Here is a 22200-nt window from a genome sequence, read left to right as displayed (position 1 = left end):
GGGCTGCTGATCCGCCGGAGCCGGTTCGGCGGGCGGTCCGCAGGGCTGCTGATCCGCCGGAGCCGGTTCGGCGGGCCCCGGCGTCCGTCAGAGCAGTTCGAAGACCGCCGAGACCGTGATCTGCTCCTCGATCTCGCCGGGGGCCATGGGGACGCCCGAGTCCTCGGCGGCGAGGGTGGGCACGGCCCCGCCGGGGCCGGGGCGCACGGACTCGCCCTCGCTCAGCGAGACGAGGCGGCCGAGCCGGTGGCCGCTGAGCCGGGCGTGCTGCGCGGCCTTGTCGTACGCATCCCGGAAGGCGGCCTCCCGCGCCTTGGCCCGCAGCGCGGACGGGTCGGCCACGTCGAAGACGACGCCGTTGATCCGGCCCGCGTCCCGGGTGGCGTCGTTGACGGCGCCGACGACCTGCCCGGTCCTGTCGATCTCACGGACCTTCACGGAGAAGGCCTGGCCGGCCTGGTAGCCGGTCACCCGGCTCTCCCCCTCGGCGCTCTGGGTGTAGACCGGGGCCAGCGAGAGGCTGTCGGTACGGATGTCCCGATCGGCGATCCGCTGCTTGCGCAGCACCGCGAGGAGGGCCTCGGCCGCAGTCTTCTGGGCCGCCATCGCCTCCTTCGCCGTCGCCCGGCTGGCCTCGACCCCGATGGACAGGATCGCCAGGTCGGGCGCGGCGGACGCGCGTCCGTGCCCGGCGACGGTGACCGTGGCGGGCGCGGCCTCCCGGGCGGCGGGGCGGGGCGTCCCGGCGGGCGCGGCGGCCAGGGCGGGGGCGGCGGTGCCGGCGAGGAGGCCGCCGAGCAGAGCGGTGGCGGCGAGCAGACGGAAGGTGCGGGAGGTACGGGCGGCGCGTGGCCGGGGGGTCGTCACAGGCGGTCCCTTCGGATGTGGGTGCCGGGGCTCCGGCGGGCACATCCCAGCACCCGGCGCCGCCGCGTCCCGTGCGCCACTCCTGACCGGCGTCCCCCTTCCCCTGTCCGTACCAGCCGGGTACCGCCACCGGGGCACACGGCTCAGGTCTGGACGAGCGGCTCGTACGCCTCGGGGCGGAGGCCGAAGGTCCAGGCGACCCCCTCCCGCGCGGTCCGGGTCGCGGGCGGCACCCGCAGCCAGTACGTGCGGTGGGTGCCGTCCGGTTCGGGCGTGGAGTTGACGACCTCGACCATCGCCACGTCCTCGTCGTCGTCCAGCTCGATCCGCCACAGGACGCCCGTCTCGTCGCGGTGCTCGTGCCGGGCCCCGGAGACGGCGAGGTAGCGGTCGTAGCCGTAGTGCTCGAACATCACGCGCCGCAGCTCGGCGTTCTCCTCCTCGCGTATCCGCTCGGGGGTGAGGTCCTCCAGGCCGGCCAGGAAGGCGGCGGAGACCGTCATGCCCCGCCAGGCGTGGAGGGCGAACCCGTCGGGGTAGGCGAGCGCCGGCCCGTCGCCCCGGTCGAGGCGCCCCGCCTCGTCGCGGTGGAGCTCGGCGGGCCGCTCGCAGACCACGGCGACGTTCTCGTACGGCCACCACCAGCCCGCGTGCGCGGCGACGGCGGCGAGTCCCGCCAGGCGCTCGCCGTGCCCGTCGAAGGCGGCGAGCCAGGCGGCGTCGTGCTGGCCGAGGACGGCGTCGAGCAGCACCAGACGGGTCCCGCCCGGACCGCCGCCGTCCTCCGCGGCCCCGCGGGCCTCCGTCACCGCGGTCCGTATCCGGTCCGCGAGGGCCCGGTTGAGGTCCCAGAGCGCCGCCCCCGTCGCCTGCCAGTGGGCCGCCCAGCCCGCCGGGCCGAGCGCGTCGTGGAGGCGGCGGCGCTCCTCGGCCCACGGCCGGGTGCGCACCTCCTCCCGTACGGACCGGCCCCGGTCCGCCAGGCCGTCCAGGAGCGCGACGGCGGCGAGCGGCGAGTCCGCCCAGAGGACGCGCTCCGGCTCGGCGAGGCCCGCCGTGCGGTAGGCGAGCCGGACGCCGGCCTCGGCGGCGGCGCGGTCGGCGGGCCCGGTGGCCGCGGCGACGGCCCGCCACTTGTCCTGTGCGGTGGTGCGGTTCATCTCTCGGTGTCCCCCGGGTTCCTCAGGTCGACGGGTCGGTGCGTCGGTGGAGCGGTGTGTCGGTGTGTCGGTGGAGCGGTGCGTCGGTGCGTCGGTGCGTCGGTGAATCGGTGAATCGGTGAATCGGTGCGTCGGTGAATCGGTGAATCTCGATGGACCGGTGTGTCGACGGGTCGGTGCGTCAGTCCGCGACGATCCGGTACGCGCCGGGCACGTACTCCCGCTGGCGCACCACCCGGTACCAGCCCTTCGGCAGCGGGATCGGGGCGTGCTCCTCGTGCACCACCCGGCCGCCCTCGGGCAGTTCGAGCAGGAAGGGGCCGTAGGGCCCCGGCTCCCGCACGAGCCGGCCGGGGCCGGGGATCGCGTGGGCGTGTCCGGTGACCTCGCCGAAGGCGAGGACGAGACGGCCCCGGGCGTCCCTCGGCTCCCCCGCCGCCGTCCTCGCGCGCTCCGGAACGGCCGTCTCGTCGACGGACGCGATCAGCACGTCTCCCTGCCGGTACATGGCTGTCCCCTCCCCGTTCGGCACGGTCGGCCGAACACGGGAACGACGCTAGGGGCCGGCACTGACAATCGGCCCCGGGCCCGCCCGGCGGCCGGTCCGGGCCCGGGCGACACGCGGTTCGGTCCCGTCCGGCGGCCGGTCCGGGCCCGGGTGGCACCCGGCGCGGGCCCCTGTCGGTGCCGCTTGGTAGAACTCAGGGGTTCAGCGACACACGCCGTCCGTCCTCTGGAGCACCGTCATGACCATCGGCCACCACCTGCAGGAGTTCCACGGCCTTCCCGTCTTCGAGTTCCCGGACGCGGCCGCGCCGGTCGAACTGCCCGACGCGGCCGGGGTCGCCTGGCGGATCTCCGCGCCGACGTACTCCGACCCCGGGGACGAGGACTGGGGCGCGCGCTTCGAGCGGTTCCTGAAGGCGGTCGACGCCTCGCGGGTGCGCGCGCTCGTCGTCGGCGGCTGGGACGAGCCGTACGAGATCTCGTCGGCCGGCATCGTCGCCGCCCTGATGGGCGCCAACAACCGGCTCACCGGCCTGGAGGCGGTCTTCCTCGGCGACATGACCTTCGAGGATTGCGAGATCTCCTGGATCGTCCAGTCCGACGTGACGCCGCTGCTCGCCGCCTACCCCGCGCTGCGCGAGCTGGGGGTGCGCGGCGGCACGGACCTGGTCTTCCCGTCGGTCCGGCACGCCGCCCTGGAGAACCTGGTGGTGGAGACGGGCGGCCTCGGCGCCGAGGTCGTGCGCGGGATCGTCGGCAGCGACCTGCCCGCCCTGGAGAACCTGGAACTCTGGCTCGGCACCGACGAGTACGGCGGCGACAGCACCCCCGAGGACCTGGCGCCGCTGCTCGCCGGCACGTCTTTCCCCGCCCTGCGCCACCTGGGCCTGCGCAACAGCGTGATCGAGGACGCGATCGCCGCGGCCGTGGCGGGCGCGCCCGTCGTGGCCCGGATCGAGCGGCTGGACCTGTCCATGGGCGTGCTCACCGACGAGGGCGCGACGGCCCTGCTCGACGGGCAGCCCCTGACCCACCTCTCGCACCTCGACCTCTCGCACCACTACCTCTCGGAGCCGATGCAGGAGCGGCTGAAGGCCGCGCTCGTCCCGCACGGCGTGACCGTGGTCCTGGACGACGCCCAGGCGGGAGAGGACGACGGCGACGGCGAGGTCCACCGGTACGTCGCGGTCGCCGAATGACCTCCGGCCCGCGCCCCGTGGTCGTCGGCGTTCCGGCGGGCCGCCGCGTCGCGTTCTTCCAGGACGCGCTGCGGTCCGCCGGGCTGCCCGGGGCACGGGTCGTGTCCTGGCCGGACGTGCTGCGGGGCCGGGCCCGGTTCGCGGCGGGCGAGACCGTGCGCCTGGACTCGCCCGGCGAGGAGCCGGAGACCGACCGGCTGCTGCGCGGGGTCGGCGACCCGGCCCGGGTCGAGGGCACCGGCCGCTGGTACGGGCGGTTCACCGCCGCCGTGGCGGACCTCGCCCGGAACGTCGAGGAGGCGGGAGCCGCCCTCGTCGACGACCCCGCCGAGCTGCCGGTCCTGTTCGACAAGCGGCTGACCCACGGCCGGCTGCGGGCGGCCGGCGTGCCGGTGCCCGAGTCGCCGACCTCCGGCGCCGCCGCGCCGGCCGTGCGCGGCTGGGCGGACGTCCGGGCGCTGACGGCCGGGACCGGGATGCGCCGGGTGTTCGTGAAGCTCGCGCACGGCTCCTCCGCCTCGGGGGTGCTCGCGGTGGAGACGAACGGCGCGGGCCGGGTCCGGGCCACCACCTCGGTGGAGCGCGATCCGGACGGGCGGCTGTTCAACTCTCTGCGGGTGCGGCGCTACACGAGCGAGGCCGAGGTCGCCGCGATCGTGGACGCCCTGGCCCCCGACGGCCTGCACGTCGAGCGGTGGCTGCCGAAGGCCGTCCAGGACGGACGGGCCGCCGACCTGCGGGTGGTGGTGGTCGACGGGCGGGCCACCCACGCGGTGCTCCGCACCAGCCGCTCCCCCATGACCAATCTGCACCTGGGCGGGGCCCGGGGCGACCTGGACGCGGCGCGGGCCGCGATCGCCGCCGCCGGCGCGCGGTGGACGGACGCGCTGGAGGTGTGCGAGCGGGCCGCCGCCGCGTTCCCCGGCACCCGGTGCGTGGGCGTCGACCTGCTGCCCGCGTCCGGCTGGCGCCGCTTCGCCGTGGGCGAGGTCAACGCCTTCGGCGACCTGCTGCCCCGGCTCACGGGGCTGCCCGGCGGCGGGGCCGAGGGCCTCGACACCTACGCGGCCCAGGTGGCCGCGCTGTTCCCCCGTACGCCGCGCGACCCGAACGCCGTCCGCACCCCGGACGACACCCGCACCACCCCCACTCCTCGCACCACAAGCACCGCAAGCACCGCAAGCACCCCCCGCACCACAGGAACGAGCACCGCGTGAACCAGCCCGACATGAACGCGATCGTCGGCAGCCACGACCTGCTCCTGGTCACCCTCGACACGCTCCGGTACGACGTGGCCGCCGAGCTGGCGGCCGCGGGCCGCATCCCGAACCTGGCCCGGCACCTGCCCGGCGGCGCCTGGGAGCGACGGCACGCGCCGGGAAGCTTCACCTACGCCTCCCACCAGGCGATCTTCGCCGGCTTCCTGCCGACCCCGGCCGCCCAGGGACCCCATCCCCGGCTGTTCGCGGCCCGGTTCGCGGGGAGCGAGTCGACCGCCGACGGCACCTGGGTCCACGACACCCCGGACTTCGTCTCCGCCCTCGCGGACAAGGGGTACCGGACGGTCTGCGTCGGCGGGGTGGGCTTCTTCAACAAGCGACCGCCGCTCGGCTCCGTGCTCCCCGGGCTCTTCCGGGAGAGCCACTGGGAGCCCTCCTTCGGCGTCGCGTCGCCGACCTCGTTCGAGTCCCAGATCGAGCGCGCCGAGGAGGTCGTGGCCGGACTCCCGCGCGAGGAGCTGCTCTTCCTCTTCGTCAACGTGTCGGCGCTGCACCAGCCCAACTGGTTCCACCTGCCGGGGGCGACCCGCGAGGCGGGCGACTCCCGGGAGACGCACGCGGCGGCCCTGGAGTACGTCGACCGGCACATCGGGCGGCTCTTCGCCGCGATGGGCTCCCGGCGCCCCTGTTTCGCGATCGTCTGCTCCGACCACGGCACCGCGTACGGGGAGGACGGCTTCACCGGTCACCGGCTCGGCCACGAGGTCGTGTGGACGGTGCCGTACGCGCAGTTCGTCCTGCCGGGCCCGGACGAGGAGGCCACCGCGTGAGCACCCGTACCCGCACCCCCGCGCCCGCCCCCCGCCCGTACCGCAGCTACGTCTACGCCTACCCGCACAAGACCGCGTACCGTGAGCTGCCCGGGTCCCCGGAGCTCGCCGCGCTCTGGGCCGGGGAGCCGAAGGACGCCCTCTCGCTCTACGCGCACGTGCCGTTCTGCGAGGTCCGCTGCGGCTTCTGCAACCTCTTCACCCGGATCGGCGCGCCCGGCGAGCTGACCACCCGCTACCTGGACGCCCTCGACCGGCAGGCGGCCGCCGTACGCGAGGCGCTCGGGGACGCGGAGCCGGTGCGGTTCGCCACGGCCGCGTTCGGCGGGGGCACGCCCACCTTCCTGACCGCCGCCGAGCTGGAGCGGCTCTGCGACATCGCGGAGAAGCGCATGGGCGCGGACCTGCGGGCGGTGCCGCTGTCCGTGGAGACCTCGCCCGCGACCGCGACCGCCGACCGGCTCGCGGTGCTCGCGGAGCGGGGCGCGACCCGGCTCAGCATCGGGGTGCAGAGCTTCGTGGAGGCCGAGGCGCGGGCGGCGGTCCGGCCGCAGCGGCGCGCGGACGTCGAGGCGGCGCTCGGCCGGATCCGGGACACCGGCGTCCCCGTGCTCAACGTCGACCTGATCTACGGGATCGACGGGCAGACCGAGGAGTCCTGGCGCCGTTCCCTGGACGCTGCCCTGGCCTGGCGCCCGGAGGAGCTGTACCTCTACCCGCTGTACGTCCGGCCGCTGACCGGTCTGGGCCGGACGCCCCCCGAGGACGACCGGGAGTGGGACGAGCGGCGGCTGCGGCTCTACCGCCACGGCCGCGACCACCTCCTGGAGCGCGGCTACGAGCAGGTGTCGATGCGGATGTTCCGGCGGCGGGACGCGGCGCCGCTCGGCCCGGACGACTACGCCTGCCAGACGGACGGGATGATCGGCCTCGGCTGCGGGGCCCGTTCGTACACCTCGGCCCTGCACTACTCCTTCGACTACGCCGTCGACATGCGGGAGATCCGCTCGATCATCGACGCCTACACGGAGACCGGCGACTTCTCGCGCGCCCGGGTGGGCCGGTGGGTCGACGCCGGGGAGGCGCGCCGCCGCCATCTGCTGCAGTCGCTGCTCCAGGCGGAGGGGATGCCGGTCGCCGGGTACGAGGAGCGGTTCGGGTCCTCGCCGTTCGCGGACTTCCCCGACGAGCTGGGCCGGTTCGAGGCGCTCGGCTGGCTGGACGGGGAGGCCCCGGCGGGGCTGCTGCGGCTCTCGCCGGAGGGGCTGGCGCACTCGGACGGGCTCGGCCCGGAGCTGTTCTCCCCCGGGGTGCGGGCCGCGATGGCCGCGTACGAGCCGAAGTAGGGGGCGGCCGTGGACCTGACGCTGCTCTACCGGGGGCCGCTCTCCTCCTGCGACTACGACTGTCCGTACTGCCCCTTCGCCAAGCGCCGGGACAGCCGCGAGCAGTTGCGCGCGGACCGGGCGGCGCTCGAACGGTTCACCGGGTGGGCCGCCGCGCAGACCGGTGACCGGCTGCGGATCCTGTTCACTCCGTGGGGCGAGGGCCTGGTGCGCTCCTGGTACCGGCGGGCGCTCGTCGAGCTGTCGCGGCTGCCGCACGTCGAGCGGGTGGCGATCCAGACCAATCTGAGCTGCCGGACCGACTGGCTGGCGGACGCGGACCCGGAGGGCGTGGCCCTCTGGTGCACGTACCACCCCGGGCAGACGCCGTACGAGCGCTTCCTCGCCAAGTGCCACGACCTGGCGGAGCGGGGCGTGCGGTTCAGCGTGGGCGTGGTGGGCCTTCCGGAGCACCGGGAGCACGCGCGGCGGCTGCGGGACGCGCTGCCGCCGCACGTGTACCTGTGGGTGAACGCGGCCGAGGGGCACGCGTACACCGACGCGGAGGCCGACGGGTGGACGGAGCTCGACCCGCTCTTCCCGTACAGCCGGCATCCGCACCGCTCGGCGGGGCTGCCCTGCCGCACCGGCGAGTCGGTGATCTCGGTGGACGGCGCGGGGACGGTGCGGCGCTGCCACTTCGTCAAGGCCGAACTGGGGAACCTGTACGACGGTTCGTACCGCGCCGCCCTGCGCCCCCGCGCCTGCCCCCTCGCCGTCTGCGACTGCCACATCGGCTACGTCCACCTGGAGACGCTGCCGCTGTACGACGTGTTCGCGGGCGGGGTCCTGGAGCGGATCCCCGCCGCGCCGCCGGCTACAGGGGCATGAGGTCGCCGAGGGGCATCAGGTCGGGGCGCTTGGCCTCGACGTGGTCCCCGGAGCTCTCGCCGCGCAGCCGGCGCCCGATCCAGGGCACGAGGTACTCCCGCGCCCACTGGATGTTGTCGCGGCGCACTTCGAGGGAGCCGCGCGGCGGGACCGGCGGCCACACCTGGTCGGGGTCGGCGGGCACCGGCAGGCCGAGGACCTGGGCGGCGCGCAGGGCGACCCGGGTGTGTCCCTCGGGCGAGAGGTGCAGCCGGTCGCCGTCCCAGGCCCGCCTGTCCTGCACGGACTTCAGGGACCACAGGTCGAGGACCGGGCAGCCGTGGCGGTCCGCGATGGCGCGGACGTGCGCGGTGTAGGTGGCGATCTTGCCGCGCAGGTGCCGGAGCACGGGGACGTCGCGGGTGTCGAACCCGGTGGTGATCATGACGGTCCCGACGGCGGAGGTCAGTTCGGCGACGGCGCGCTCGAAGCGCTCGGCCACGTCGTCCGGGTCGGTGCCGGGGCGGATGATGTCGTTGCCGCCCGCGCAGAAGGTCACCAGGTCGGGGGCGAGTTCCTTCGCCCGGGGGACCTGTTCCGCCACGATCTGGTCGAGGAGGCGCCCGCGTACGGCCAGGTTGGCGTAGCGGAAGGCGTCGTGCTCCGGCAGCTGGTCGGCGAGCAGGACCGCGAAGCGGTCCGCCCAGCCGACGTACGTCCCGTCGGGGCCGGGGTCTCCGACGCCCTCGGTGAAGCTGTCACCGATCGCCGCGTACGACCCGAATGCGTTCTTGTCTCTTGATCTCGAATCGTCTGCCACGGGGGCACATCCTTCCCTTTCGCGTGTGACCTACGCGACCGTAAGGAGGGGTTGACGGCGGGTGACATATGCCACCGATAAAGATTCCCCCAAGTCGGAATAGGCCGACGGCCCGGCACGGGTGTGCCGGGCCGTCGGAAAGGGGTGTCCCCCGGAGCGTCAGACGGAGACGCCGTGCTGGCGCAGGTAGGCCAGCGGGTCGACGTCCGAGCCGTAGTTCGGCGTGGTGCGGATCTCGAAGTGCAGGTGCGGGCCGGTGGAGTTGCCGGTGGAGCCGGAGAGGCCGATCTGCTGCCCGCCGCTGACGCTCTGCCCGGCCGAGACCGAGAGGGAGGAGAGGTGGGCGTACTGCGAGTAGTTGCCGTCCGCGTGCTTGATGACGACCTCGTTGCCGTACGAGCCGCTCCAGCCGGCGGAGACGACCGTGCCGGCGCCGACGGCGCGGACGGTGGTGCCGGAGGAGGCGATGAAGTCGACGCCGGTGTGGTAGCCGGAGGACCACATGGAGCCGGAGGCGCGGTACGGGGTGGAGAAGCCGCCGGTGACGGGGGCGACCCAGCCGGAGGAGGAGGCGGTGGAACCGGTGGAGGACGAGGAGCCGGTGGAGCGCTCCGCGGCCTTCGGGGTGGCGGCGGCCGGGGCGGCGGCGCGGCGGTTCTCGCGGGAGGCGCGGGGGGCGTCGTCGCCGTTCTTGCCGGACTCCTGGGCGCTGTGGGTGCTCTTCGGGCCGGCGGGGGCGGAGCCCTTGGCGCCGATGGTGAGCTTCATGCCGGGCAGGATGAGGGAGGGGTCCGCGCCGATGGTCCGGCGGTTGTCCTCGTACACCTTCTGCCAGCCGCCCTCGAGGTGGTGGTCGGTGGCGATCTTCGACAGGTAGTCGCCGGGGACGACGGAGTACGTCCGGGGGCCGGTCTCGGCGGCGGCCTTCGCGGGGGCGGCCTTCGCCGCGACGACGTGCGCGGTGACGGCGGACTGGACGGAGGCGGGGGCCGGGGCGGCCTGCTCGGCGGCGTGGGCCCCCGTGGCGCCGAGGAGTGGGAGGGCGACGACGGCGCCTCCCGTACCGGCGGCGGCGAAACCGCGGGCGAGGGGGTTGTTCTTGGGACGGCGGTGCTTACCCTTCGCGGGCATGGCGAATCCTCTCCGGCGCCTGCGAGGTGAGCTGTCGGGTTCGGACTGGAGATGCCCGGCCGCGCTCTCGCGCGGCTTCACCCCGAGCCGTCCTGCATCGCGGGACCGGCGTACTTCCTGGGTCCCCCGCTCCTGCCACGCATGGGATGGGTGGAATTCCGGGCGGTGGCAGGATTCGGCGGTCCGTCCGGATTGAGCGTGACGCTAGACGAGCGGAGTCGGCGCGAACAAGCCGCTGTTTTGTCCCGGCATTCCGCCCTAGATCGTTCCCCCGGAATTCCGGTCACCCTCCGTGGACGACGATCCTCCGACTCCCTTTTCCCGTAAGGAAATCGCGCCGGACTCCCGGCCACGATCCGTCACCTCTATGACCCTGCTCACGCGCCGAATCCCATCTCGCCTGCAAACAGGGCGCGTTATACGCAATGGCTCAATAGGGGCGCGCCATACTCAACGCCCCAATTGGGACAGATCACTCATTCCCGTCCGAGGGGGTGCGCCACGCCCCTCCCGTCTGGATGATTGCCCCAGGAACCGATTCGCGTCGGGCATCCGAACACCGACTTTCCAGGAGCATCCGTGACGCAGCAGCTGCCGCAGGTCCCGCCCGTAGAAGCCGACGAGCCCGAGCTGGCGGAGGTCCGCAACTTCCGGGACGTGGGCGGCCTGCCGACGACGGACGGGCGCGCGGTCCGCCCCGGCCGTCTCTTCCGCAGCGGCCACCTCGCCCACGCGACCGAGGACGACGCCGCCTTCCTCGCCGGACTCGGACTGCACACGGTCTTCGACTTCCGCAACGAGGCCGACCGGCGGATCGAGGGCCCGGACGTCGAGCTGCCCGGCGTGCGGAACGTGAACATACCCCTCAACGACCCGGCCGACGGCAAGGAGTTCTGGAAGCTGGTGCGCGACGGCGACACCGCGCAGCTGCGGGGGATCCTCGGCGACGGCAGGGCGGCGGCCCGGATGTCCGAGTCGTACCGGCGGATGGTGGTGGAGCGGACCGCGGAGCACAGCCGGATCCTGCACTCCATGGCGGAGGAGAGCGTCCCGGCCCTGATGCACTGCGCGGCGGGCAAGGACCGCGCCGGGCTCGCCGTCGCGATCACCCTGCTCGCCGTCGGGGTGGAGCGGACGGCGATCGAGGCCGACTACGTGAAGTCGAACGAGCCGCACCGCCGCTACAAGGTGCGCCGCAGCTCCACCGCCCCGGACGCCATGGGGCCCGAGGTGATGGAGCTGCTGGCCCCGCTCTTCGACGCGCGGGCGGAGTACCTGCGGGCCGCCTTCGAGACGATCGAGGCGACCTGGGGCTCGATGGACGCCTACTTCTCCGAAGGCCTCGCGCTGTCTCCGGAGACCCGCGAGCGGCTGCGGGAGCGCCTGCTCACCGAGGCGTAGGGAGCACGCGGCGCCGCGAGGACCCGCGGCGCCCGGGAGGTGCCCCTACTTCGCGCCCATCGCGAAGAGCAGGTAGAGGAAGCCGGCGAAGAGGTGACCGGCGACCAGGTAGGCGAAGAGGCGGAGCACCAGCCCCTTGGGGAACTTGCCCTCCCCGCGCTCCTCGCCGGTGACGGATGAAGACTTCTCGGACATATCAACTCTTTCCTGAAGAATCGTCACGGAAGAATCGTTCCGGCGGTCAGCGCCGGTGCGGGGTCCCGTCGCCGAGGCACAGCTCGGCGACGGGGCTCTGCATCAGGGTGTGGACGAAGAGCAGCTCGGCCCCGCCGGGGGTGGCGGCACCGATCCGGTGCGGGGTGAGCGAGTCGAAGTGCGCGCCGTCCCCGGGGTCGAGGACGTGGACCGCCTCGCCGAGCGCGAGCCGCACCCGGCCCTCCAGGACGTGGATCCACTCCTCACCGGGGTGGACGCGCACGATGTCGGCCCGGGTGGCGTACGGCACGTGCACCCGCAGGCACTGGAGGGCGCGTCCGGCGCCGCCCGCCTGGCGGTAGATCCAGCCGTCGGCCTCGACGGGCTCGGAGCGGTCGGCCCGGACCACGGGATCGCGCTCGGGGGGCGCCTCTCCCAGGAGCTCGGAGACCGTCGTACCGTAGATGCGGGACAGGGCGAGCAGCATCGGCAGCGAGGGCTGCCGGTTCCCCGTCTCCAGGCGCGAGAGGTGGGCCGGCGAGAGGCCGGCCCGCTGGGCGGCGGCCTCCAGGGTGAGCCCCCGGCGGCGGCGCTGGGCCCGCAGCTGCGGGGCGACGTCGGGCAGGGCGGCGGGGTCCGGGGAAGGGTCCCCGGGGACGTGGTCCATGCGTCCATTCCGCCAGGATCGTGCCTCTGAGGCAAGTTTCTTGCCCCAGAGGCAAAATCCGGAGGACCGTTTCGGGTCAGCGCTGGGCGACCGCCTGCCTGACCAGGGTCTTCCCGAAGTCCCACATCAGCCCGCCGCCCCCGTGGGCCTCGTCCATGACCGCCGTGAAGGCGGTGACGAACCGGTCCACGTCCGCCTCGTCGACGACGAGCGGCGGGATCAGCTTGATCACCTCCAGGTGGTCCCCGGAGACCTGGGTGAGGATCCTGTGCCGCTGGAGCAGCGGGACGACGACCATCTGGGCGAAGAGGCCCTTGCGGGCCGCCTGGAGCATCGTCCAGCGGCCGCGCAGTCCGAGCGAGGACGGCCGGCCGAACTCGATGCCGATCATCAGGCCGCGCCCGCGGATCTCGTGGAGCAGCTCGTACCGGGGCACCAGCTCCTTCAGCCGGCCGGAGAGCAGGTCGCCGATCCGGCGGGCGCGGGCGACCGTGCCCTCGTCCTCCATCACGGAGAGGACGGCGAGCCCGGCGGCCATGGCCTGCGCGTTCGACCCGAAGCTGGCGGAGTGGACCAGGACCCGGTCCATCGACGAGTAGACCTTCTTGAAGATCCAGTCCTTGCCCAGGGTGGCGCCGACCGGCACGTAGCCGCCGGAGAGCGCCTTGGCGACGCAGACGAGGTCCGGCTCGACGCCCTCCTCGTGCTGGTACGCGTAGAAGTCGCCGGTCCTGCCGAGGCCGGTCTGCACCTCGTCCGCGATCAGCAGGGCGCCGTGCCGGTGCAGCAGTTCCTGGGCCGCGCCCAGGAAGCCGGGCGGGGCCGCGTGGACGCCCTTGCCCTGGATGGGCTCCACGACGAAGCCGGCCACGTCCCCCTTCCGCAGCTCCCGCTCCAGGGCGTCGAGGTCGCCGAGGGCGATCGCGGTGTCCGGCAGGAGCGGGGCGAAGCCGTCCCGGAAGCCCCGCTCGCCGTTGACGGAGAGGGAGCCGGTGGTGAGCCCGTGGAAGGCGTGGGCGCAGTAGACGATCCTGGGCCGCCCGGTGGCGTACCGGGCGAACTTCAGGGCGGTCTCCACGGCCTCGGTGCCGCTGTTGCCGAAGAAGACCCGGTCGAGGTGGGGGCTGTGGGCGAGCAGCCGCTCGGCGAGGAGGCCGGGCAGCGGCTGGCAGTCGAAGCGGGTGAGGTCGGCGAGGCCGGCGTCCAGGACGTCGTGGAGGGCCTTGCGGACGACGGGGTGGTGCCGTCCGAGGCCCATCACGCCGAAGCCGGCGAGCATGTCCAGGTGGTCGTTCCCGTCGGCGTCCCAGAAGTGGGCGCCCTCGGCCCGCTCGTACACCTTGTCGAAGCCGATGGTGCGGAGCATGCGCGGGAGCTGCGGGTTGAGGTACCGGGCGTGCAGCTCGTACCGCTCGCCGCCGCGCTCGGCGAGCAGCGCCCGCAGGTCGAACCCGCCGGTCACGCGCCGCTCACCTGCTGTTCCCGGAGGCGGTCTCCCGGACCGCGCGCAGGGACTCCTTGAGGGAGCCCATGGTGGCGAGGACGGCGGTGGGCTCGTAGCCGCAGTGCGCCATGCAGTTGGCGCAGCGCGGGTCCTTGCCGCGGCCGTACTTCTCCCAGTCGGTCTCCTCGACGAGCTCGCGGTACGTGGGGACGTAGCCGTCGCTCATCAGGTAGCAGGGGCGCTGCCAGCCGAAGAGGGAGTAGTTCGGGATGGCCCAGGCGGTGCAGGGGAAGTCGGCCTTGCCCTCCAGGAAGTCCAGGAAGAGCGGCGAGTGGTTCAGCCGCCAGCGGCGCCGGTTCCCGCCGGCGAACGCCTTCTTGAAGAGCTCCCGGGTCTGCTCGACGCCGAGGAAGTGCTCCTGGTCGGGGGCCTTCTCGTAGGCGTAGGCGGGCGAGATCATCATCTCGTCGACCTGGAGGTCGTCGTTGAGGTAGTTGAGCACCTCGATGATGGTCTGCGGGGTGTCGGTGTTGAAGAAGGTGGAGTTGGTGGTGACCCGGAAGCCGCGCCGCTTGGCCTCCTTGATCGCCGCCACCGCCTCGTCGAACACGCCCTCCTTGGCCACGGACTCGTCGTGGCGCTCGCGCAGCCCGTCGATGTGCACGGCGAAGGCGAAGTACGGGGAGGGGGTGAAGTCCTCCAGCTTCTTGCGGAGCAGCATCGCGTTGGTGCAGAGGAAGACGTACTTCCTCTTCGCCACCAACTGCCGCACGATCTCGTGGATCTGAGGGTGCATCAGGGGCTCGCCGCCCGCGATGGACACCATGGGGGCGCCTGACTCCAGGACCGCGCCGACCGCCTGGGCGACCGGCATGCGCTGCTTGAGGACACCCGCCGGGTGCTGGATCTTCCCGCAGCCCTCGCACTTGAGGTTGCAGGCGAAGAGCGGTTCGAGCTCGACGATCAGCGGGAACTTGTCGCGCTTGCGGAGCTTCTGTTCGAAGAGGTAGGTCCCGACCCGGACGGACTGGCGGAGCGGCATGGCCATAACTCGCTCACCTCCTGGGGAGCAGCAAAGAACGGTGCCATTCGTAGAAAGCGGGAAGCACGGAACGAAGGACGCGAAAGGCCGATATTCCCCCGCGTACCGTCCCAATGCGGACCAGCTCATGCTCTGGAGCGTCCACGACCACCCGGACGGCCGCAACCGGACGCGCGCCCGGCCCCTCCCCGAAGGCTCCGGCGGCCCGTGCGGTGCGCAGGGTCGCGGCGGACTCCATGTCGACGGCGATCGCCCCGGTGCCGCGCAGCGCGGCCCGCTCGGGGCCCCGCACCACGTGGTCGGAGCCGGACAGCGGGCCGACGTGCACGGACCGCCCCGGCACCGCCTTGACCAGGGCCTTCACCAGCAGGTCCGTGCCGGTGCACGAGGTCGAGCCGCCGGGCCCGCGGGTCTCGTCGGCGACGACCAGGTCCCCGGGGTGCATGCCCGGGGCGAGCCCCGCGCAGAACCCGGAGGCGATCACGGCCGCGTCCCACCGGTGCCGCTCCCCCAGCGCCCGGGAGACCGCCTCCCGGGCCCGTGCGGGCCCCATGCCCGTCCGCAGCACGGTGACCGGGCCGGGGGCGCCGCCCCGGTCGCCGCTGCGCAGGGCGAGCTGCTCGATGCCGAGCGCGCAGGCGATCAGCAGCGGCGGGGTGGCGGCGCCGGGGGCCGGCGCGCGGCCCATCAGCCCTCCCGGCGGGGCGTCGGCTCCCCGTACACGTAACGGCCGAGCGCCGTCAGGGGGAAGACCTGGCGGTAGAGGTGGTAGTTGATCGAGAAGTCCCAGGGGAAGCCGGTGCCGGTGAAGTACGGCTCGTCCCACGAGCCGTCCGGGAGCTGGGTCTCGACCAGCCAGGAGATCCCCCGGCGGACCGGCTCGGACTCGCGCTCGCCCGCCGCGAGCAGCGCGATCAGCGCCCACGCGGTCTGGGAGGCGGTGGAGGCGCCGCGTCCGACCCACTGCTCGTCCTGGTACGAGCGGAGGTCCTCGCCCCAGCCGCCGTCCTCGTTCTGCACGGAGCCGAGCCAGGCGACGGCCCGGCGGACCGCCGGGTGGGAGGCGGGGATCCCGGCGGCGGCGAGGGCCGGGAGCACCGACCCCGTCCCGTACACGTGGTTGACGCCCCAGCGGCCGAACCAGCCGCCGTGCGGCTCCTGTTCGGCGAGCAGCCACTCGATCCCCCGCTGGGTGCGGGGATCGTGGGCCAGGCCCTCGTGGGCCAGCATCTCCACCACGTGGGCGGTGACGTCGGCGGAGGGCGGGTCGACGACCTCGCCGAAGTCGCAGAAGGGCAGCTTGTTGGGGAAGGGGCTGGTGTTGTCGGCGTCGAAGGCCCCCCAGGCGCCGTTGCGGGACTGCATGCCGAGGGTCCAGCGCGCGCCCCGGGCGGCGGCGGCCTCGACCCGGGCGGGGTCGGGGTGCCGGACCCGGCGCAGGGCGAGCACGACCTCGGCGGTGTCGTCGGTGTCGGGGTAGTTGTCGTTGTGGAACTCGAACGCCCAGCCGCCCGGCGGGAGTCCGGGCCGGCGCACCGCCCAGTCCCCGGTCCGGGTGATCTCCTCGTCGAGCATCCAGTCGGCGGCCTTCACCAGGGCCGGGTGGTCGGGCGGGAGCCCGGCGTCGGCGAGGGCGATGGTGGCGAGGCAGGTGTCCCAGACCGGGGACTGGCAGGCCTCGACCATCCGGGAGCCGTCCTCGCGCCGGACGGCGAACCGGTCGAGCGACTCCAGACCGGCCCGCATGACGGGGTGGCCGAGGTCGTGACCGAGGAGGTGGAGGGCGATGATCGAGTAGACGGCGGGGGGCTGGATGCCGCCCCAGCAGCCGTCGTTCTCCTGGCGCTCGACGATCCACCGCGCGGCGAGGTCCATGGCCACCCTGCGCAGCGGGCGCGGCGCCACCCGGTGGTAGAGGTGCAGCGCCTTGTCGAGCCGCTGGAAGATCCCGTCCCAGCCGGTCGTCGGGGCGAGCGGGCGGGGCGGGTTCGGGCGGGCCGGGTCGGTGTGCAGCTCGTCGAGCGGGAAGGGCGCGGGGCGGACCGGGCGCTTGGCGGAGACCACGGTGAGCGGCACGATCGTCTGACGGGCCCAGCAGCCGAAGTCGTAGATGTTGAGCGGGAACCACTTGGGCAGGAAGAGCAGCTCGGGGGGCAGCTCGGGCAGGTCCTCCCAGCGCCACCAGCCGAAGAGGGCGAGCCAGATCCGGGTGAAGACCCGGGCGGACGCGATGCCGCCGCGGGCGCGTACCCAGGCGGAGGCGCGGGCCATGTGCGGCGCCTCGGGCGGGTCCCCGGCGAGCCGCAGGGCCACGTAGGCCTCGACGGTGGCGGAGAGTTCGCCGGGTCCGCCGTAGAAGGTGGTCCAGGCGCCGTCCTCGCGCTGTTCGCGGCGGATGTGGAGGGCCGCGGCCCGGGTGGTGTCGGGGTCGAGGATGCCCAAGAACTGGCGGAGGAGCAGGTCCTCGGCGTCCATGGTGACGTTGGTCTCCAGGTCGCCCTTCCACCAGCCCGCCGGGTCCTGGCGGGCGAGGAGGTGCTCGGCGGCCCGTGCCGCGGCCCGCGCGGCGGTCTCGTCGAGTCTTCCCTGGACGGGGTCCGCCCCCTCCGGGCGGGCTCTTCCCGGCACGGGGGCGGTCCCCTCCGGGCGGGCTCTTCCCGCCGCGGGGGCAGTCCCCTCCGGGAGGGCGGTGTCGGTCGTCTCGCCGGCCACGGCCGTCCGGGGGCTCACGGCCCCGGCGTTTCCGTCGGTCGTCGCTGTCATGGCTTCCCCTTCGTGCAGTCTGTTTCCTTCTGCTCCTGCGGGTCTGCCGTCGGCCGGCGCCGGGTGGGGCACCGGCCGGCGACCGCGAACTCATATCAGGGTGATGGTGATCATCTCTTCCGTACGACCACGAAGTCGGCGAGGGCGACGAGCTGGTCCCGCACCCGGGCGGGCATGTCCACCTCGTCCAGGGCCGCGATCGCGACGGCGTGCTGGCGGCGGGCCTCCTGGGAGGTCCACTCCCGGCCCCCGGCCTCCTCGATGAGGGCGGCCCGGAAGGCGAACTCCTCCTCGGAGAAGGAGTCGAACTCGGTGGACTTGGCGTCCGCGGCGAGCAGCTCGCCGAGCCGCTCGGAGGCCGGTCCGCCGGCGGCGAGGGCGGCGACGACGGGCAGGGACTTCTTGCGCTGGCGCAGGTCGCTCCAGGTCTGCTTGCCGGTGGACTCCGGGTCGCCCCAGATGCCGAGCAGGTCGTCGACGGCCTGGAAGGCGAGGCCGAGGTGGTAGCCGTACTCCTCCAGCTTGTCGGCGGTCCGGTCGTCGGCCCCGCCGAGGACGGCGCCGATGGAGACGGCGCAGGCCAGGAGGGCGCCGGTCTTGTTGCCCTCCATCTCCAGGCACTCCTCGACGGTGACCCGCTCGCGGTGCTCGTAGGAGATGTCCTGGGCCTGTCCGTCGATGAGCTTGCGGGTGGCCGTGGTGAGCCGGCGGGTGGCCCGGCCGGCCTCGACGGTGCCGAGTTCGAGGAGCAGCTCGTTGGCGAGGGCGAAGAGGGCGTCGCCGACGAGGATGGCCTGCGCGGGGCCGTGCACCTTCCACACGGTGTCGCGGTGGCGGCGCTGCTCGTCGCCGTCCATCAGGTCGTCGTGGAGGAGCGAGAAGTTGTGGACGAGCTCCACGGCGACGGCGCCGGGGATCCCGACCTCGGGCGCGGCGCCCGCGGCCTCGGCCGACAGCAGGGCGAGGGCCGGGCGGACGGCCTTGCCGCCGTCGCCGTCCGCGGGGTTGCCCTGCGCGTCGATCCAGCCGAAGTGGTAGGCGGCCACGGTGTCCATGGGCGGCGCGAGGCGGTCGACGGCCGCCCGCAGTACGGGGGTGGACAGGGTCCGTCCCCGCTCCAGCAGTGCGGACACGTCCGCGGTGTCGACGGCCGGGTGTCCCGGCGGCGCTGTCGGCACGGTCTCTCCTCTTGTTCCGGTACTCACACTCATACCGCCTCCTGCAGCGGATGGTCATGGCGGCGGCCGAGGGCGGAGAGCGCCGCGCCCGCGGCGCTGAAACCACTGCGGACGGCCCCCTCCATGGTCGCGGGCCAGCCGGTGGCGGTCCAGGCTCCGGCCAGATGGAGGCCCGGTGCCCGGGTGCGGGCGCCGGGGCGGAGCCGGCCGACGCCCGGGGCGGGGTCGAACGTCGCCGTCCGCTCCCTGGTGACGAAGAAGTCGCGCACCCCGGCGCCGCGGGCGGCGGGCAGCAGCCGCTCCAGCTCCGGGAGGTAGCGCTCGCGCAGGACGGCGACGGGCTCCTCGATGTCGTCCTGGGCGGCGGACTGGGAGACGGCGAGGTACTGGCCGCCGCCCTTGAGCCCGGAGGCGTCGGTGCGGTCGAAGACCCACTGCACCGGGGAGCCGAGGGCGGTGAAGAAGGGCCGCTTCAGCACCTTGCGGTCGTAGACGACGTGCAGGTTGAGGATGGGCGCGGTGCCGATGTCGAGGAGCCGGTCGGGGTCGTCGAGGGCGCCCTCGGGCAGCAGGGCGTGGGTCTCGTGCTGCGGTACGGCGAGGACGACGGTGTCGGCCTCGATGGTCTCGCCGGGCACCTCCACGGTCCAGCGCCCGTCGCCGGTGCGGGAGATCCGCTCGGCCTTGGTGCGCAGTTCGGTGCGCACCCCGGCGGCGGCGAGGGCCTTCCCGGCCAGGGTGTCGTGGAGTTCGCCGAGCGGGACGCGGGCCCAGCCGATGTCGGCGGCGCCGGGCTCGGAGAGGAGTCCGGTCTTGAAGACCATGGCGGCCAGGCCCATGGAGGCGTGCGGGGCGGTGGCGTTGAGGGTGGCGACGCCGACCAGGTCCCACAGGGCCTCGACGGCGCGCGGGGACTGCCCGTGGCGGCCGAGCCAGGTGGCGAAGTCGATGCCGTCGAGGGCGGGGTCGGCGGGGTCGAGCCGGCTCAGGGCGAGGGCGGCCCGGCCGACGCTCACGCGCTCGACGGCGCTGAGGTGGGGGTAGGTCGCCAGGCTGCGGGCGAGGTGGAGCGGGACGGGCAGATCGTCGCGGCGGATCCGGCCGAGCCGGGGGCCGCGGCGGTGGCCGACGTCGAGGACGGGCACGTCGAGGCGGTCCTGCACGGGGGCGAGGCCGGCGCCGTCGATCCGGTCGAGGAACCAGCGGTAGGCGGTGCAGCAGCGCAGGTAGACGTGCTGCCCGTTGTCGACGGTCAGTTCGCCGCGGCGGAAGGAGAAGGCGAGGCCGCCGAGCCGGGGCCGGCCTTCGAGGAGGGTGACGCGGACGCCCGCGTCGGCGAGCTGGAGCGCGGCGGTGGTCCCGGCGAGCCCGCCGCCGACGACGACGGCGTGGGCCTGCCGGGCGCCCTGCCCGATTGCGTCGCGGGTCACGCGGCCTCCGATCGTTTCGTCGTGTCCGGGCCCGTCGCGGACGGGGCCGGTGGGGCCGGGGTCGGCGGGGCCGGTCGCGGGCCGTGCGCCACGGCCGTGGTCAGGGACGCCGGGACGGCGCCACGGGTTGCCGCGGAAGCGACGGCCGTACGGGGGCCGGTGCCGGCGGCCGTACGAAAGCCGGTGCCGGCGGCCGTACGAAAGCCGGTGCAGGCGGCCGTACGGATACCGGTGCCGACCGCCGTGCGGGGCGCGGCTGCAGGGGCGGCCGGGAGGGTCGGCGCGTGGGGGCTCATCGGGTGCGCCTCCTGACGTCGCGCCGGGCGATGTGGCGGGTGTCGAGGCCGGAGAGGCCGCGCACCGCGACGTACGCCTTCTCGCGGCCCGGCAGCGAGACGCGGCCGCGCAGGACCGCCTCCGGGTCGCGCTCGATCCGGTCGAGCAGGCGCCGGTAGATGCCGGCCATGGCGGCGACGCAGGCGCCGCTGCGCCGGTCGAGCACGGGGAGGAGCCGGTAGCCCTCGGCGAACAGCGCGCGGGCGCGCCGCACTTCGAAGTGGACGAGCCCGGCGAAGTCGGAGCCCTCGGGCAGGGGTCCGCCGAAGCCGTCCCCGCAGCCGAACTTGGCGAGGTCGTCGGCGGGCAGGTAGGTGCGCCCGTTCTCCGCGTCCTCGCGCACGTCCCTGAGGATGTTGGTGAGTTGGAGCGCGAGCCCCAGGGTGTCGGCGTACTCGGGCGCGCGGTCGGCGCCGTGGGCGCCCGGCTGGGTGCCGAAGACGCCGAGGGAGAGGCGGCCGATGGCGCCGGCGACGCAGCGGCAGTAGACCTTGAGGTCGTCCCAGGTCTCGTAGGTGGCGCCGTGGACGTCCATGAGGACGCCGTCGATGAGCTCGTCGAGGCCGTCGAGCGGGATCGGGAAGCGCCGGGCGGAGTCGGCGAGGGCGACGGCGACCGGGTCGGTGTCGTCCTCGTCGATCTTGTCGGAGCGGATCCGGTCGAGCAGGTCCCGGGTGGCCTCCAGGCGCTCCTTCTTCTCGCCGGGCGCGAGCGTGCCGTCGCCGATGTCGTCCACGCGCCGCGAGAAGGCGTAGAGCGCGGACATCGCCTGGCGCTTCTCGGCCGGCAGCAGCCGGATCCCGTAGGCGAAGTTGCGGGCCTGCTGCCCGGTGACCGCCTCGCAGTAGCTGTAGGCGGCCTGTACCGGTGCGGACGGCTGGTGCTGTCCCTCCACGGTCACGGTCACCCCTCTCTCCGCGCCCGGAGCAGGACCTCTCCCGCCCGGCGCATCAGGCTCGGCTTGGTGGGCCCCGGCGGGCCGGTCAGTACGTCGAATCCCGCGTCGGTGATCGCGTCGAGGGCCGCGAGGCCCCCGGCGGTGAATCCGGCCAGGAGCAGGCGGAGGCGGCCGTGGACGCTGCCGACGAGGGGGGTGCCCGCGTGGAGCAGTTCCCGGGCCCGCTCGGCCTCGAAGGCGATCAGGGCGCGGACGGAGGCTCCGGCGGTGGGCCGGGCGAGGTCGTCCTCGGTGACGTGGAACCTCTTGAGGTCCTCGGCGGGCAGGTAGATCCGGTCGCGGCCGAGGTCCTCGGCGACGTCCTGGAGGTGCTCGACGATCTGGAGGGCGGTGCAGATGCCGTCGGAGAGGCGGATCCGCTCGGGGGTGGCGGTGCCGGTGATCCCGAGGACGAGGCGGCCGACGGGGTTGGCGGAGAGCTCGCAGTACGCGAGGAGGTCGTCGTACGTCTCGTACCGGCCGACCAGCTGGTCCTGGCGGTTGGCGGCGATCAGGCCGAGGAAGGGCTCGGGGGCGAGCCCGCACCGCTCGACGGTCGGCCGGAGGGCGCGCAGCAGGGGGTGGCGCGGGGTGGAGCCGTAGACGCGGTGGAGGTCGGCCTCCAGGGCGTCGAGGAGGACGAGCCGGTCACCGGCCTCCTCCGGGGGGACGCCGAGGTACCGGGCGTCGGCGCCGCCGGGGGCGAGGTCGCCGTCGCCGATGTCGTCGACGAGCCGGGCGTAGCCGTAGACGGCCATGAGGTCGTCGCGCCAGGCGCGGGGCAGGAAGAAGGGGGCGACGGGGAAGTTCTCGTCCGCCGCCTTGCCGAGTGTGGCCCGCGAGGTGGCGCCGGGGCGCGCCTGCCGGGGGTCCGTCAC

Annotated in this window: 21 protein-coding genes and 1 riboswitch; of the genes, 6 read left to right on the top strand and 15 right to left on the bottom strand. The window is 74.2% G+C overall.

Annotated features, from left to right (window positions below; translation table 11 throughout):
- Positions 1-87 precede the first annotated feature (87 nt).
- The 3 genes from ACWGSR_RS10475 to ACWGSR_RS10465 all read right to left on the bottom strand — a co-directional run bounded on the left by ACWGSR_RS10475 (position 88) and on the right by ACWGSR_RS10465 (position 2535).
- Positions 88-867 (bottom strand): SIMPL domain-containing protein, encoded by a 780-nt coding sequence (locus tag ACWGSR_RS10475; RefSeq protein WP_453565304.1) that lies wholly within the window; start codon positions 865-867, stop codon positions 88-90.
- A gap of 143 nt (positions 868-1010) precedes the next feature.
- Entirely contained in the window at positions 1011-2027 is a 1017-nt protein-coding gene (locus ACWGSR_RS10470) for a DUF6745 domain-containing protein (protein ID WP_453565302.1), read from the bottom strand.
- A 181-nt stretch (positions 2028-2208) separates the two neighbouring features.
- Positions 2209-2535 carry a hypothetical protein gene (locus ACWGSR_RS10465; protein ID WP_376230803.1) on the bottom strand — a complete coding sequence of 109 codons (327 nt, stop codon included), beginning with the start codon at positions 2533-2535 and terminating at the stop codon, positions 2209-2211.
- A 238-nt stretch (positions 2536-2773) separates the two neighbouring features.
- Between ACWGSR_RS10465 and ACWGSR_RS10460 the strand changes: the two genes are divergently transcribed.
- From ACWGSR_RS10460 to ACWGSR_RS10440, 5 genes are read left to right on the top strand one after another with little or no spacing between them, the layout of a single operon-like run.
- Complete coding sequence (locus tag ACWGSR_RS10460) at positions 2774-3733, top strand: STM4015 family protein (protein ID WP_453565300.1); 960 nt, start codon at positions 2774-2776, stop codon at positions 3731-3733.
- Positions 3730-4950 (top strand): STM4014 family protein, encoded by a 1221-nt coding sequence (locus ACWGSR_RS10455; protein WP_453565298.1) that lies wholly within the window; start codon positions 3730-3732, stop codon positions 4948-4950. Before ACWGSR_RS10460 ends, ACWGSR_RS10455 begins: the two co-directional genes overlap by 4 nt.
- An 11-nt stretch (positions 4951-4961) precedes the next feature.
- Entirely contained in the window at positions 4962-5783 is an 822-nt protein-coding gene (locus ACWGSR_RS10450; protein WP_453565415.1) for an STM4013/SEN3800 family hydrolase, read from the top strand.
- The gene (locus ACWGSR_RS10445; RefSeq protein ID WP_453565295.1) at positions 5780-7129 is read left to right on the top strand and encodes an STM4012 family radical SAM protein; all 1350 of its coding nucleotides are present in this window, start codon (positions 5780-5782) and stop codon (positions 7127-7129) included. The genes ACWGSR_RS10450 and ACWGSR_RS10445 overlap by 4 nt, the downstream gene beginning before the upstream one ends.
- 9 nt (positions 7130-7138) lie before the next feature.
- A complete protein-coding gene (locus ACWGSR_RS10440; protein WP_432087094.1) occupies positions 7139-7999 on the top strand; it encodes an STM4011 family radical SAM protein in 861 nt (286 codons plus the stop codon).
- On the opposite strand, the gene ACWGSR_RS10435 is transcribed toward ACWGSR_RS10440, so the two are convergent.
- Positions 7986-8798, bottom strand: coding sequence for an SGNH/GDSL hydrolase family protein (locus ACWGSR_RS10435; protein WP_366374110.1), 813 nt, complete (start codon positions 8796-8798; stop codon positions 7986-7988). The genes ACWGSR_RS10440 and ACWGSR_RS10435 overlap by 14 nt on opposite strands.
- 159 nt (positions 8799-8957) lie before the next feature.
- On the bottom strand, positions 8958-9929 hold the full coding sequence (locus tag ACWGSR_RS10430; RefSeq protein ID WP_376230798.1) for a M23 family metallopeptidase: 972 nt from the start codon (positions 9927-9929) through the stop codon (positions 8958-8960).
- 3 nt (positions 9930-9932) lie between these two features.
- Positions 9933-10092: riboswitch (cyclic di-AMP (ydaO/yuaA leader) on the bottom strand.
- A 416-nt stretch (positions 10093-10508) separates the two neighbouring features.
- On the opposite strand from ACWGSR_RS10430, the gene ACWGSR_RS10425 reads away from it, so the two are divergent.
- On the top strand, positions 10509-11330 hold the full coding sequence (locus ACWGSR_RS10425) for a tyrosine-protein phosphatase (RefSeq protein WP_366374106.1): 822 nt from the start codon (positions 10509-10511) through the stop codon (positions 11328-11330).
- Between the two features lie 45 nt (positions 11331-11375).
- Here the strand turns inward: ACWGSR_RS10425 and ACWGSR_RS10420 are convergent, their stop codons facing one another.
- From ACWGSR_RS10420 to hpnC, 10 genes are all read right to left on the bottom strand, one after another.
- Entirely contained in the window at positions 11376-11525 is a 150-nt protein-coding gene (locus ACWGSR_RS10420; protein ID WP_366374103.1) for a DUF6126 family protein, read from the bottom strand.
- 46 nt (positions 11526-11571) lie between these two features.
- On the bottom strand, positions 11572-12192 hold the full coding sequence (locus tag ACWGSR_RS10415; RefSeq protein WP_453565290.1) for a helix-turn-helix domain-containing protein: 621 nt from the start codon (positions 12190-12192) through the stop codon (positions 11572-11574).
- A gap of 76 nt (positions 12193-12268) precedes the next feature.
- The gene (locus ACWGSR_RS10410) at positions 12269-13654 is read right to left on the bottom strand and encodes an aspartate aminotransferase family protein (protein WP_453565288.1); all 1386 of its coding nucleotides are present in this window, start codon (positions 13652-13654) and stop codon (positions 12269-12271) included.
- A gap of 7 nt (positions 13655-13661) precedes the next feature.
- Entirely contained in the window at positions 13662-14684 is a 1023-nt protein-coding gene (gene hpnH / locus ACWGSR_RS10405; RefSeq protein ID WP_376230795.1) for an adenosyl-hopene transferase HpnH, read from the bottom strand.
- A 7-nt stretch (positions 14685-14691) separates the two neighbouring features.
- Entirely contained in the window at positions 14692-15366 is a 675-nt protein-coding gene (locus tag ACWGSR_RS10400; RefSeq protein WP_376230794.1) for a phosphorylase family protein, read from the bottom strand.
- Positions 15366-17441: a squalene--hopene cyclase gene (shc, locus tag ACWGSR_RS10395; RefSeq protein ID WP_453565285.1), complete on the bottom strand. Its 2076-nt coding sequence runs from the start codon at positions 17439-17441 to the stop codon at positions 15366-15368. Before shc ends, ACWGSR_RS10400 begins: the two co-directional genes overlap by 1 nt.
- A gap of 110 nt (positions 17442-17551) precedes the next feature.
- A complete protein-coding gene (locus tag ACWGSR_RS10390; RefSeq protein ID WP_366374092.1) occupies positions 17552-18652 on the bottom strand; it encodes a polyprenyl synthetase family protein in 1101 nt (366 codons plus the stop codon).
- Positions 18649-20049: a hydroxysqualene dehydroxylase HpnE gene (gene hpnE / locus ACWGSR_RS10385; protein ID WP_453565283.1), complete on the bottom strand. Its 1401-nt coding sequence runs from the start codon at positions 20047-20049 to the stop codon at positions 18649-18651. Before hpnE ends, ACWGSR_RS10390 begins: the two co-directional genes overlap by 4 nt.
- 292 nt (positions 20050-20341) lie before the next feature.
- Complete coding sequence (hpnD, locus tag ACWGSR_RS10380) at positions 20342-21292, bottom strand: presqualene diphosphate synthase HpnD (RefSeq protein WP_376230791.1); 951 nt, start codon at positions 21290-21292, stop codon at positions 20342-20344.
- Positions 21289-22200 carry a squalene synthase HpnC gene (gene hpnC / locus ACWGSR_RS10375; RefSeq protein ID WP_376230790.1) on the bottom strand — a complete coding sequence of 304 codons (912 nt, stop codon included), beginning with the start codon at positions 22198-22200 and terminating at the stop codon, positions 21289-21291. The genes hpnD and hpnC overlap by 4 nt, the downstream gene beginning before the upstream one ends.

The organism is Streptomyces sp. NPDC055632 (assembly GCF_053618675.1).
Note: the sequence above shows the minus strand (reverse complement) of the source record. Positions and strands in the feature narration are given on the sequence as shown.

Coding starts and splice junctions, on each gene's coding strand:
- ACWGSR_RS10470 (WP_453565302.1), bottom strand. CDS start 2,027: ATGAACCGCACCACCGCACAGGACAAGTGGCGGGCCGTCGCCGCGGCC.
- ACWGSR_RS10465 (WP_376230803.1), bottom strand. CDS start 2,535: ATGTACCGGCAGGGAGACGTGCTGATCGCGTCCGTCGACGAGACGGCC.
- ACWGSR_RS10460 (WP_453565300.1), top strand. CDS start 2,774: ATGACCATCGGCCACCACCTGCAGGAGTTCCACGGCCTTCCCGTCTTC.
- ACWGSR_RS10455 (WP_453565298.1), top strand. CDS start 3,730: ATGACCTCCGGCCCGCGCCCCGTGGTCGTCGGCGTTCCGGCGGGCCGC.
- ACWGSR_RS10450 (WP_453565415.1), top strand. CDS start 4,962: ATGAACGCGATCGTCGGCAGCCACGACCTGCTCCTGGTCACCCTCGAC.
- ACWGSR_RS10430 (WP_376230798.1), bottom strand. CDS start 9,929: ATGCCCGCGAAGGGTAAGCACCGCCGTCCCAAGAACAACCCCCTCGCC.
- ACWGSR_RS10420 (WP_366374103.1), bottom strand. CDS start 11,525: ATGTCCGAGAAGTCTTCATCCGTCACCGGCGAGGAGCGCGGGGAGGGC.
- ACWGSR_RS10415 (WP_453565290.1), bottom strand. CDS start 12,192: ATGGACCACGTCCCCGGGGACCCTTCCCCGGACCCCGCCGCCCTGCCC.
- hpnH (WP_376230795.1), bottom strand. CDS start 14,684: ATGGCCATGCCGCTCCGCCAGTCCGTCCGGGTCGGGACCTACCTCTTC.
- ACWGSR_RS10400 (WP_376230794.1), bottom strand. CDS start 15,366: ATGGGCCGCGCGCCGGCCCCCGGCGCCGCCACCCCGCCGCTGCTGATC.
- shc (WP_453565285.1), bottom strand. CDS start 17,441: ATGACAGCGACGACCGACGGAAACGCCGGGGCCGTGAGCCCCCGGACG.
- ACWGSR_RS10390 (WP_366374092.1), bottom strand. CDS start 18,652: ATGAGTGTGAGTACCGGAACAAGAGGAGAGACCGTGCCGACAGCGCCG.